12 protein-coding genes are annotated in these 11,534 nt (G+C 73.7%); 8 read left to right on the top strand and 4 right to left on the bottom strand.

The window, feature by feature from the left end; translation table 11 throughout:
* Window positions 1-133: 133 nt before the first annotated feature.
* The gene (locus tag E4623_RS04475) at window positions 134-793 is read right to left on the bottom strand and encodes an O-methyltransferase (protein WP_134765260.1); all 660 of its coding nucleotides are present in this window, start codon (window positions 791-793) and stop codon (window positions 134-136) included.
* Window positions 794-903: 110 nt separating this feature from the next.
* Between E4623_RS04475 and sigE the strand changes: the two genes are divergently transcribed.
* From sigE to E4623_RS04455, 3 genes are read left to right on the top strand one after another with little or no spacing between them, the layout of a single operon-like run.
* Window positions 904-1,551, top strand: a complete 648-nt coding sequence (gene sigE, locus E4623_RS04470; protein ID WP_134765259.1) for an RNA polymerase sigma factor SigE — start codon at window positions 904-906, stop codon at window positions 1,549-1,551.
* The gene (locus E4623_RS04465; protein WP_134765258.1) at window positions 1,548-2,069 is read left to right on the top strand and encodes a hypothetical protein; all 522 of its coding nucleotides are present in this window, start codon (window positions 1,548-1,550) and stop codon (window positions 2,067-2,069) included. The genes sigE and E4623_RS04465 overlap by 4 nt, the downstream gene beginning before the upstream one ends.
* A 53-nt stretch (window positions 2,070-2,122) precedes the next feature.
* Entirely contained in the window at window positions 2,123-3,565 is a 1,443-nt protein-coding gene (locus E4623_RS04455) for a trypsin-like peptidase domain-containing protein (RefSeq protein WP_167736477.1), read from the top strand.
* Between the two features lie 164 nt (window positions 3,566-3,729).
* On the opposite strand, the gene E4623_RS04450 is transcribed toward E4623_RS04455, so the two are convergent.
* Window positions 3,730-3,981 (bottom strand): helix-turn-helix domain-containing protein, encoded by a 252-nt coding sequence (locus E4623_RS04450; protein WP_134765255.1) that lies wholly within the window; start codon window positions 3,979-3,981, stop codon window positions 3,730-3,732.
* A gap of 100 nt (window positions 3,982-4,081) precedes the next feature.
* Between E4623_RS04450 and E4623_RS04445 the strand changes: the two genes are divergently transcribed.
* Together E4623_RS04445 and E4623_RS04440 are read left to right on the top strand one after the other, a co-directional pair.
* Window positions 4,082-4,768 carry a hypothetical protein gene (locus E4623_RS04445; protein WP_134765254.1) on the top strand — a complete coding sequence of 229 codons (687 nt, stop codon included), beginning with the start codon at window positions 4,082-4,084 and terminating at the stop codon, window positions 4,766-4,768.
* Window positions 4,768-6,036, top strand: coding sequence for a chromosome partitioning protein (locus E4623_RS04440; RefSeq protein WP_134765253.1), 1,269 nt, complete (start codon window positions 4,768-4,770; stop codon window positions 6,034-6,036). Before E4623_RS04445 ends, E4623_RS04440 begins: the two co-directional genes overlap by 1 nt.
* A 77-nt stretch (window positions 6,037-6,113) precedes the next feature.
* Here E4623_RS04440 and E4623_RS04435 read toward each other — a convergent pair whose 3' ends face one another.
* Window positions 6,114-7,457: a hypothetical protein gene (locus E4623_RS04435; protein WP_245154852.1), complete on the bottom strand. Its 1,344-nt coding sequence runs from the start codon at window positions 7,455-7,457 to the stop codon at window positions 6,114-6,116.
* Window positions 7,454-7,825, bottom strand: a complete 372-nt coding sequence (locus tag E4623_RS04430) for a hypothetical protein (RefSeq protein ID WP_134765252.1) — start codon at window positions 7,823-7,825, stop codon at window positions 7,454-7,456. Before E4623_RS04430 ends, E4623_RS04435 begins: the two co-directional genes overlap by 4 nt.
* 129 nt (window positions 7,826-7,954) lie before the next feature.
* Between E4623_RS04430 and E4623_RS04425 the strand changes: the two genes are divergently transcribed.
* From E4623_RS04425 to pruA, 3 genes are all read left to right on the top strand, one after another.
* The gene (locus tag E4623_RS04425) at window positions 7,955-9,406 is read left to right on the top strand and encodes a wax ester/triacylglycerol synthase family O-acyltransferase (protein WP_134765251.1); all 1,452 of its coding nucleotides are present in this window, start codon (window positions 7,955-7,957) and stop codon (window positions 9,404-9,406) included.
* Complete coding sequence (locus tag E4623_RS04420) at window positions 9,403-9,753, top strand: hypothetical protein (RefSeq protein WP_134765250.1); 351 nt, start codon at window positions 9,403-9,405, stop codon at window positions 9,751-9,753. Before E4623_RS04425 ends, E4623_RS04420 begins: the two co-directional genes overlap by 4 nt.
* A 134-nt stretch (window positions 9,754-9,887) precedes the next feature.
* Complete coding sequence (gene pruA / locus E4623_RS04415; protein ID WP_134765249.1) at window positions 9,888-11,525, top strand: L-glutamate gamma-semialdehyde dehydrogenase; 1,638 nt, start codon at window positions 9,888-9,890, stop codon at window positions 11,523-11,525.
* Window positions 11,526-11,534: the final 9 nt, after the last annotated feature.

The raw sequence follows: 11,534 nt of genomic DNA, 5'->3' as shown, positions 1-11,534 counted from the left end.
AGGCCCACGGAGGCCCACGGAGGCCTGGCCTCGGTGGGCCAGAGGTCTCGACGCGTCGGTTCACGCGCTTCGCAGGCTCAGCGCGTGACACCTTGCTCGACCACCGATGAGGCGGTCTGAGCTCGTTCCTCGCTCAGTCCGCCTCCGCCACCCACTCCTTCTTCGCGAGCAGCAGGCCGTCGCCCACGGGCAGCAGGACCGGCACCAGGCTCTCGTGCTCGGCGACCAGGCGGGTCAGGTCGCGGACGGCGATGGTCTCCTCGTCGCGCTGCGACGGGTCGGCGACGCGGTCGTGCCACAGCGCGTTGTCGAAGACGACGACGCCGCCGGGGCGCAGCAGGCGCAGCGCCTCGGTGAGGTAGCTGCCGTACTCGGTCTTGTCGCCGTCGGCGAAGACGATGTCGTAGTGGCCGTCGGTGAGCCGGGGGAGGACGTCGAGCGCGGCACCCGGGATCGTGCGGACCCGCTGGCTCACGAACCCGGCCGCGGTGAACGCCTCGCGGGCCAGGCGCTGGTGCTCGGCCTCGAGGTCGACCGTGGTCAGGACGCCGTCCGGGCGCATGCCGCGCAGCAGCCACAGCCCCGAGACGCCGGTGCCGGTGCCGATCTCGACCACGGCGCGGGCCTCCAGCACCGAGGCGAGGAAGCGCAGCGCGGCGCCGCCACCGGTGCCGATCGGCGTGACGCCGACCTCGGTGGCCCGGTCGCGGGCGGCGGCGAGCACGGCGTCCTCGGCGACGTAGTTCTCGGCAAAGGTCCAGCTGGTGGTCGCGAGGGGCGCGGTGCTCGGCATGGACGAACGCTATCGCCACCGTGGGCCCGGAGTCGGGAACACCGGCCGCCGGTCGCTCGTTGGTTGCTCACAGGGAACGTTCAGCAGGGACGTCTAGCGTGTGAGGGCAGATGGCGACCAGCCGCAGGGCACCACGGAAGACCAAGGATCGGGGCGCGACCATGAGCGAGGTCGTCGACACAGAGGTTCCCACCTGGGACGAGATCGTCGAGCGCCACTCCGACCGGGTCTACCGGCTGGCCTACCGCCTCACCGGCAACCGTCCCGACGCCGAGGACCTCACGCAGGAGGTCTTCGTGCGGGTCTTCAGGTCCCTGTCGACCTACACGCCGGGCACCTTCGAGGGCTGGCTGCACCGCATCACCACCAACCTCTTCCTCGACCAGGCCCGCCGCAAGCAGCGGATCCGGTTCGACGCGCTGTCCGACGAGCGGGTCGACCGCCTCACCAGCGCGTCCCCGGCTCCCGACACGGCCTACGCCGACCGCACCTTCGACGACGACGTCGAGCAGGCCCTCGCCACGCTGCCGCCCGACTTCCGCGTCGCCGTCGTCCTGTGCGACGTCGAGGGCCTCACCTACGAGGAGATCGCCTCCATCCTCGGCGCCAAGCTCGGCACTGTCCGCTCCCGCATCCACCGCGGGCGCGCGATGCTGCGCAAGGCCCTCGCGCACCGCGCCCCGGCGGCCGGGCGCGCCCGCTACTCCGGTCCGGCCGCGGCGGCGGTCGCACCGGTCGCGATCGGCGACGCCTCGTGAGCGCCCACCTCGGACGCCGGGTCAGCGACCTGCTCGACGGCCAGCTCTCGGCCACCGAGACCGAGGCCGCCTGGTCGCACGTGCACACCTGCCACCAGTGCCGCGACGACGTCGAGCGCGAGGGCTGGGTCAAGACGCGACTCTCCACGCTCGCCCTCGACGTCGACGACAGCCGCTGCGCCCCCGACCGGTTGAAGGGTGCGCTGCTCGGGATGCCGCCGGGCGACTGCTACCTGCGTCCCTCCGGCCCCGGGATGTTCGCCCACCACGACGGCCTGTCCAACGGCGACCACACGGGCGCCCACCGTCCGCGCGCCCGCCGCACCGCCGGGATGGCCGCGCTCGGCGGCGGCGCCGTCGGGGCGGCCGTGCTGGGCGTCCTCGCCCTCGGGACGGCGCCGGCCGACGCGCCGTCGTTCGACCGGCGCTACCAGCCGGTGCCGGCCAGCCCGGTCAGCTCGCCCAACCCGAGCCCCGCGCGCCTGCCGGTGCGCCTGCCGTCGCGGCTGCCGGGCTGAGCGCCCTCCCTCCGAGTGGAGACCGCTCACCAGGCACAGGGGATGATGGTCCGGTGAACGACCACGAGCCGGGCCCGACGGGCGCCGACGACGGCCTCGACGCCGACACCGACCCCGGCACCGACCCCGGCACCGACCCCGGCACCGACCCCGGCACCGACCCCGGCACCGACCCCGGCACCGAGGCGACCCTGCCGCTCTCGCTCGACGCGGGCCGTCACGTCGCCGACCCCGCCGTGGACGCCGCGCCGGCGACCGACGCCCTGGCCGCGCCGGGTCCCGTGCCGCAGTGGACGCCGCCGTCCGGGCCGCTGCCGTCCGCACCCGACCGGCCGTGGCACGACTACGCCGGCACGACGTACCCGATGCCGCTCGGCCCGGGCCCGATCCCCGCTCGGTCGTCGCGGCCCAGCGGGTGGATCTGGCCGGTCGTCGCGGTGATCGCCCTCGTCGTCGGGCTCCTCGGCGGCGTCGCCGGCGCGGTCGTCTACGACCAGGCCGCCGGCGACGACGCTCCCGAGCGCTACGCCGGCCTCGACGACGACGCGATCGTCGAGCTGCCCCCCGTCGAGACCGGGGGCGTCACCGCGGTCGCCGAGGCGGTGCTGCCCAGCACGGTGCAGATCGTCGCGGAGCTCGACGGCAACCCCCAGGGAGCCACGGGCTCCGGCTTCGTGATCGACGTCGACGGCCACATCGTGACCAACAACCACGTCGTCGAGTCGGCCGCCGAGAACGACGGCCCGGTCCAGGTCGTCGACCAGCAGGGCGACACCTACGACGCCCGGATCGTCGGACGGAGCCCGGTCTACGACCTCGCGGTGCTCCAGGTCCCCGACGACGCCGACCTCGAGCCCGCCGCGCTCGGCACCACCGAGGGGCTCCGCGTCGGCGACGGGGTCGTCGCGATCGGGTCGCCCCTCGGGCTCAGCGCCACCGTCACGGCCGGCATCGTCAGCGCGCTCAACCGCCCCGTCACCACCGGGACGCCGGGCGACGACTCGTCGTACATCAACGCCGTCCAGACCGACGCGGCGATCAACCCCGGCAACTCCGGGGGCCCGCTGGTCAACCTGCGGGGCCAGGTCGTCGGCGTGAACTCCGCCATCGCGACGTCGGGCGGGGCCACCAACGGCGAGGCCGGCAACATCGGTGTCGGCTTCGCGATCCCGGTCGAGCAGGTCCGGATCACCGCCGACCAGATCCTCCAGACCGGTGAGGCGCGCTACCCGGTCATCGGCGCCCAGGTCGGCGGCAGCGGCACCGGCGTCTCCGGGGCCTTCCTCTCGAAGGTGACGTCCGGGACGCCGGCCGACGAGGCAGGGCTCGAGGACGGCGACGTCGTCGTCGAGGTCGACGGCATGCGGGTGGTCGACGGGATCTCGCTGATCGTCAACATCCGCACCCACCAGCCCGGCGACACCGTCGACTTCGTCTACCTGCGCGACGGCAGGGAGCGCACGACGTCGATCACCCTCGACTCCGAGGTGGGTTGACCCGGACCAGGGACGAGGTCCGGGTCACCAACGGTGGTCGAGCAAGGAGTCCCGCGCTGAGCCTGCGAAGCGCGGGACCGACGCGTCGAGACCTCGTGCTCGACCTCGGGAGGGCTCGCGAGGATCCCCAGCGGCCCTCGCCTGCTCGACCTCCTGCGGACGGCTCAGCCGCCGAGGCGCGAGGCGTCCTCCTCGGCCTCGACGAACGGGTGCTCGGCGACGAACGTCGCGGTGTCGGTGTAGGCGCGGGCGATGTACTCCTCGAGCTTCGAGGCCTCGACCCGCCACTGGCCGCGGCCGCCGATCTTGATGGCCTCGAGCTCACCGCGGCGCACCATCGCGTAGACCTGGGCGCTGGAGGTGCTGAGCACCTCGGCGACGTCGGCGAGGGTGAGGAAGCGCGGGGTGCCGGCCATGCGTCCATCGTCGCACCTCCCCGGTGCTCGCCGTCACCCTCCCGGCAGGGCTGTGGACGAAGGGCTGGTCGATCCGGCCGCGCAGGCTCACAATGTCGGCGTGTCCAGGAAACTCGGGAGTCCTGACGACCTCGACGGCCGCGGCCCGGTGCCGCCCGCGGTCCGGTCGTCCTCACCAGGCTGGCGCGACCCACGGCTGTGGGTCGGCGTCGCGATCGTCGCGGCCTCGGTCGTGGTCGGGGCGCGCGTGCTCGCCGACGCCGACGACACCGTCCAGGTGTGGGCCGTGGCCGACGACGCCGGGGTCGGGGAGCGGCTCGACCCCGACGGGCTCGTGGCCCGGCGGGTGCGGTTCGCCGACGGCGACGACCAGACCCGCTACTTCACCGTCGACGACGAGCTGCCCGACGACCTCACCGTGCTCCGCGGCATCGGCGGCGGCGAGCTGCTGCCGCGCTCGGCGATCGGCACGACCGACGACGCGGGCACCGTCACGGTGTCGCTCGCGGTCACGCCGCTGCTGGTGCCGAGCGGGGTCGGACCGGGCGCCGTCGTCGACGTCTACGTCACCGGTGACGCCGCGCTCGACGGGCGGGCGTCCCGCGACGCCGGCGAGCCGGCGCTCGAGGGCGTGACCGTGGTCGCCGCCCCGCCCACCGAGGACGGGTTCGCGCCGGGCGGTGAGCGCCAGGTCGAGCTGGCGGTCCCGGACGCGGAGGTGGGCGAGTTCTACGGCCTGCTCGGCTCGATCAGCACGCCGGTCGTCTCGCTGGCCCAGGTCGCCTGATGATCGTCGTCCTGGTGGTCGCCGCCGGGGCCGCGTGGGAGTCGCCGGCACTGACGGCGCTCGGGGAGCACCCGGGCACCGTGGTGCTCAAGCGGTGCGTCGACGTCGACGACCTGCTGGCGGCGGCGTCCGCGGGGCAGGCGCAGGTCGCCGTCCTCGGCCTGGAGTCCCGCGGCCTCGACGCCGCCGCGGTGGCGCGGCTGCACGACCACGGCGTCCGGGCGGTCGCCGTCGTCGCCGACGACCAGCTCGACGCCGGGCGCGTGCGGGCGTCCAGGATCGGCATCGCGACCGTCGTGACCGTCTCGGCCATCACCACCCTGCCGGACGCCGTCCTGGCCGCCGACGCCGCCGCGACGCTCGGCCCGCCGCCGGCCGGGCCCCCCGCCGGGTCCGTGGCTGCGCGGTCGTCGTCGCTCCCCGACGCGGACCTCGCGCCCGGCAGCCCCGGCGTTCCTGGCCATCCCGGCGGCCCCGGCGGCCGGGTGGTCGTGGTGTGGGGACCCGCGGGCGCACCGGGGCGCAGCACGGTCGCCGCCGCCGTGGCCGCCGAGCTGGCCCGCCGCGGGCGGCGCACGATGCTCGTCGACGCCGACCCGTACGGCGGCACGGTCGGTCAGCAGCTGGGCATCATGGACGAGGTCTCCGGGCTGCTCTCGGCCGCGCGGCTGGCCACCGCCGGCGACCTGGAGGAGCGGTTCACGACCGTGCAGCGCGCGCTCGACCCCCGGTTGACGGTGGTCACCGGACTGCCGCGTCCCGACCGGTGGAGCGAGGTCCGCCCCGGCACCGTCGAGCACCTGCTCGAGCTGGGTCGCGGGCAGGGCGAGGTCGTCGTCGACACCGGGTTCAGCCTCGAGGGCGACGCCGCGGTCGACCTGGGCGCCCGACCGGCCCGCAACCAGCTGACCCTCGGCGCGCTGGACGTCGCCGACGAGGTGCTGGTCGTCGGGGGCGCCGACCCGGTCGGCCTCTCCCGACTGGCGCGCGCCCTGGTCGACCTGCGCGCCGTGGTCGACTCCGGCCCGCCGCGGCCGGTGCGGGTCGTCGTCAACCGGATGCGCCCCTCGCTCGGCTGGTCGGAGAAGGACATCGCCGGCATGGTCGCGGGCTTCGGGCGCCTCGCCGGGCTGCACTTCCTGCCCGACGACCGGGTCGCGGTCGACCGGGCCCTGGTCGCCGGCCGCACGCTGCTCGAGTCCGGCGAGTCCGCGCTGACCCGGGCTGTCGCTGTCCTCGTCGACTCCCTCCTGCCGCTCCCGCGCTGACCCGTCACCGATCGCTGACGGGTCGGTGGTTGCTCGCGCTGACCCGTCACCGATCGCTGACGGGTCGGCGCGGGCGGTCAGCTGGAGAAGAGGAGGAAGAGCCCGCCGCTGGTGATGCCGACCATCGCGAACAGCATCGGCAGCTGGCCGGTGAGCTGGTGGCGCGCGGGGAGCAGGCGCAGCGCCCGGTCGTGCGCGACGACCGCGGCGACCACGTGGCCGACGACGACGGCGCCGACCTTGAGGTTGGCCAGCAGGGTCGGGTGGTAGCCCAGCCAGACGATGCCGGTCCAGCTGCCGGTGCCGAGGATGTCGGCGCCGTTGCTGAGCGGGTCGCTGGCCAGCACGAGGTAGCGCGAGCCGACCTCGACGAAGTAGCTGAGGTAGTGCGCGACGACGTACCCGACGACGATCGGGACGATCGAGTGCGCGAAGAGGTTGGGCAGGTCGCTGCGCCGCTGGTCGGTGTGGACGCCGGTCAGCATCGACGCCCCCGCGACGATGCCCGTCGCGGCCAGGCAGAAGCCGAGCAGCGCCAGGTTGTCGAGCAGGTAGCCGCTGACCTGGGTGCCCTGGAGGAAGCGGACCCACGTCGGCGACTCGCCGAACGAGTCGAACCCGGTGCTACCGACCAGGACGCCGACGACGGCGACGAGCCCGGGCGCGACGCGGACGCTGTCGACGTTCGCGAGCGGGCTGCGCACCAGGAGGACGCCGTCGCGCTCGCCCCAGATCGACAGCTTGCCGACGAGGGTGGAGTAGACCTCGAACGGGTCGGCGTTCTCGTAGAAGCGGTTGCCGAACAGCGCGCCACCCAGCAGCATCGCGGCGACGTAGACGGCGCACCAGAAGCGCACCGGGCTGAGCTCGGCCATGTAGGGGTAGACCAGCTCGAACCACACGAACGCGTACAGGCCGACGGCGGCCGGCCAGTAGCCGAGCCGGTCGGGGTAGTGGTGCAGCCCGTCGTCGGGGTCGCTGCCGACCACCTTGGCGAGGAGCAGGTTGATCGTGCGGACCGGGCTGATCGCCTTCCAGAACGGTCCGAAGAGCAGCGACAGCGGCACGATGCCGACCCAGAGCCACACGAAGAAGATGCCGAAGATCGGGTTGATCACCTTGTCGACGCCGAAGAGCGCGACGAAGACGGTGTAGCCGAACAGCACCATGCCGACCACGCGCAGCGCGATCGTGAACGCCGGGTGCGCCACCAGCCGCTGGACGGCCTCGGGTGCGGGGCGGCCGCTCGTCGCGGCGTCGTAGCGAGGCTTGCGCCACGCCACGGCCAGGACGGTGAAGGAGACGACGAGCGCGGCGACCGCGCCCGCGATGGCCAGGCCCAGCGAGATGGGGAGGTCCTGCTGACCACCGATGCCGTGCGCCGACAGGTCGCCCCCGAACCGACCGGTGGGCGGGATCACTTGATCTGCAGCTCGAGCACGGGCAGGGAGGCCGGCTCGTGCAGCTCGAGCTCGACCAGTCCCGGTCGGTCGAACTGCAGCTCGATGGGAGCGTTCTCGCCCGCGTCGAACTCGAAGGTCTGCTCGGGCGAGGAGTGCAGGTGCAGGGTGCCGGGCTCGTCGGCGGTCACGACGAGGTCGATCGGCTGGTTCACGTCGACGTCGATCCGGTCGCCGTCCGGGGTGATGGTGCCGCCCTCGAGGCTCACCTCGATGACCTTCACCTCGGTGCTGCCGCCCTCGTCGTCACCGCCGCAGGCGGAGGTGGTCAGGAGCAGGGCGAGGGCGGCGGTCGCGGCAGCGCCTCGGCGGATGGTGGAGCCGGTCAAGAGAACACCTTCGAGCGATGGACGGCACGGTCTGCTGCCCCGCGGTGGGGGCCTCTCTGCCAGAATCCCACGAGGGACAAGCCCGGGAACCGCCGGGCCGCCGGGGGGCAGCTCGCGAGAGGACGTGTCATGGTCGAACGCCTGCGGGCCAGGGACCTGGCGTTCCTCACCGCCGAGACGGTCGTCGCGCCGCGGCACAACGCCACGGTGGAGGTCTTCGAGCCGGGCGGTGCGGGCTTCGACCACGCCCGGCTGCTCGAGCTCGTCAGCGACCGCATCTCGTTCGTGCCGCGCTACCGCCAGCGCCTGGTGGAGGTGCCCGGCCGCCTGGCGACGCCGGTCTGGGTCGACGACGAGCACTTCGACCTCGGCTACCACGTACGCCGCTCGGCCCTGCCGCGTCCCGGCACCGACGACCAGCTGCGCGAGCTCGTCGCGCGGATCGTGTCGCGCCGGCTCGACCGCAGCCGCCCGCTGTGGGAGATCTACGTCGTCGAGGGACTCGCCGAGGGCCGGTTCGCGCTGCTGTCGAAGTCGCACCAGGCGCTCGTCGACGGCGTCCACACCGTCGACCTCGGACAGCTGCTGCTCGACAGCGTGGCCGAGCCGAGGCCGCTGGAGCCCGACGACTGGACGCCGCGGTCGATCCCGTCGGCGCTGCGGCTGGTGGCGGGCGCCGTCCGCGACTCCGTCACCGCGCCGGCGACGTTCGTCGACACCGTCTCGGTGACCACGGGCTCGGCGCTGCGGACGGCCGAGCGCGCGTCGTCGCGCGCCAAGGTCGTCGCCGACGCGCTCACCGGACGTCGTCCGAAGCGGCGCGCGATGGCGGGCCCGCTCTCGCAGCAGCGCCGCGTCGTCACCGTCGAGACCGAGCTGGACGACTACCGCCGGATCCGCGAAGCGCACGGCGGGACGGTCAACGACGTGGTGCTGGCCACCGTCGCCGGCGGGTTGCGCGCGTGGCTGATGACGCGCGGGGAGGCGCTCGGCGGCACCCGGCACATGCGCGCCCTGGTACCGGTCTCGGTGGTCGACGAGGAGCTCGAGGCGACGTCGCTCGGCCAGATCGCCCCGCACTACGTCAACCTCCCCGTCGGCGAGGCCAGCCCGCTGGTCCGGCTGCACCAGGTGTCGTACTCCTTCCAGGCCCACGCCGACACCGGACGCAGCGTCGCGGCCGACCGGATCGCAGGGATCGCCGGCTTCGCGCCGACGACGTTCCACGCGATCGCCGCGCGGGTCGCGGCGACCGAGGTCCGCCGCGGCTACCAGCTCAGCGTGACCAACGTGCCCGGCCCGCAGACCCCGCTGTACCTCGCCGGCGCGCGGATGGTCGCGACCTACCCGGTGCCGCCGCTGCTCGAGGACCACCCGCTCGCGATCGGCGTCACCTCCTACGACGGCCGCGTGTTCTACGGCCTGAACGCCGACCGCGACCAGCTGCCGGACGCCGACCTGCTCGGCACCTGCCTGCGCGAGGCGCTCGACGAGCTGCTCTCCACCACGACCGCCACCCGGGCGCCGCGCGGTCACAAGCGCACGTCGTCCCGCCGGCCGCCGCGGGGTGGCGCGACGTGACCCGGGTCTACCTCCCGACCACCCTCGACCGGTTGCGCGACGCCTGGTCGGCCGGTGCGATCACGGTGCCGGACCCCGACGTCGTCGTCCTTGCCGAGGGCGACGACGAGGAGTCCGAGTACGCCGCCCTGATGACCGCCGCGGACGTCTCGGCCGACCTGCTCGCCGGACCCGGCCGCCGCGTCGTCGTCGTCGCCGAGGTGGCCGACGCCACGGCCGGGCACCCCGTGCCGCTGAAGCGCGTCGTCGCCGTCCACGCCGACACGGCTGACCGCCCCGCCGGCGCCGACCCCGACGACGACCTGGCCTGGTACGCGACCCAGGAGGTCCCCGACCTGCTGGCGTGACGGGGCTGTCCGAGGACGAGGACCAGCGCCGTCGGTGGTCGTGACCCGCGGGTCGGGACGGGCCGGTCCGGGGACCCCGACTGCTCGAGCGTCGGCGACTCGGCTCGGCGGCGCGCTCTCAGTACAGTCGCGGGATGGACGCGATCACCACCCCGCCGGCTCCCACCAACGAGCCCAACCTGACCTACGCGCCGGGCAGCCCCGAACGGGCCGCCCTGGTCGTCGAGATCGAGAAGCTCGAGCGTCGCCAGCACACGTTCCGGGCCCACATCAACGGTCGCCGGCGCAACGGCGGCGGCGCGGAGGTCAAGGTCGTGCAGCCGCACGACCACCAGCACGTGCTCGGCACGCTCAAGAACGCCACGACCAAGGACGCCGAGGCGGCGGTCAAGGCCGCCAAGGACGCCGCGCTGCCGTGGCAGCGGATGCCGTTCGACGAGCGCTGCGCGATCATCCTCAAGGCCGCCGACCTCCTCGCGGGGCCGTGGCGCCAGCGGATCAACGCCGCCACGATGCTGGGGCAGTCGAAGACGGCGTTCCAGGCCGAGATCGACGCCGCGTGCGAGCTCATCGACTTCTGGCGCTTCAACGTCCACTACGCCAAGCAGATCCTCGCGGAGCAGCCGATCGCCAACTCGCCCGGGATCTGGAACCGCACCGACCACCGCCCGCTCGAGGGCTTCGTCTACGCGATCACGCCGTTCAACTTCACCGCGATCGCCGGCAACCTGCCCACCGCCCCGGCGCTGATGGGCAACACCGTCGTGTGGAAGCCGAGCCCGACCCAGCAGCTGGCGGCGTCGCTGACGATGGAGCTCCTCGAGGAGGCCGGGATGCCGCCCGGCGTCATCAACATGCTGCCCGGCGACGGCCTCGACGTCTCGAAGGTCGCGCTCACCCACCCCGACCTCGCCGGCATCCACTTCACCGGCTCGACGCCGACGTTCCAGCACCTCTGGCGCACCGTCGGCGAGAACATCGCCTCCTACCGGTCCTACCCGCGGATCGTCGGCGAGACCGGCGGCAAGGACTTCATCCTCGCCCACCCCAGCGCCGACCCCGACGTCCTGCGCGTGGCGATGATCCGCGGCGCGTTCGAGTTCCAGGGCCAGAAGTGCTCGGCCGCCTCGCGCGCCTACGTCGCCCGCTCGGTGTGGGACAAGATGAAGGACCAGTTCCTCCAGGACGTCGAGAACCTCACGATGGGCGACGTCACCGACCTGTCGAACTTCATGGGTGCCGTCATCGACGACCGCGCCTTCGCCAAGCACCGGGCGGCCATCGCGCGGGTCTCCCGCACCAAGCACCTGACGACGCTGGCCGGCGGCCAGACCGACGACTCCGTGGGGTACTTCGTGCGCCCGACCGTCGTGGCCTCGACCGACCCGACCGACCAGATGTTCTCGACCGAGTACTTCGGCCCGATCCTCGCCGTGCACGTCTTCGAGGACCGCTCCTACGACCGGGTCCTCACCCAGCTCGAGGGCATCGCGCCGTACGCCCTCACCGGCGCGATCATCGCCCAGGACCGCCAGGCCATCGCCGACGCCCGCCGCGACCTGCGCTTCGCGGCCGGGAACTTCTACATCAACGACAAGCCGACCGGTGCCGTCGTCGGCCAGCAGCCCTTCGGTGGCGGCCGGGCGTCGGGCACCAACGACAAGGCCGGCGCGGCGAGCAACCTGCTGCGCTGGACCTCCCCGCGCTCGATCAAGGAGACGTTCGTGCCGCCGACCGACCACCTCTACCCGCACATGGGCAGCGAGGACTGAGCCCGAGGA

Origin of the sequence: Nocardioides sp. 1609 (assembly GCF_004522105.1) — a bacterium.
GTDB lineage: Bacteria > Actinomycetota > Actinomycetes > Propionibacteriales > Nocardioidaceae > Nocardioides.
This window is presented reverse-complemented; position numbering and strand designations above follow the sequence as displayed.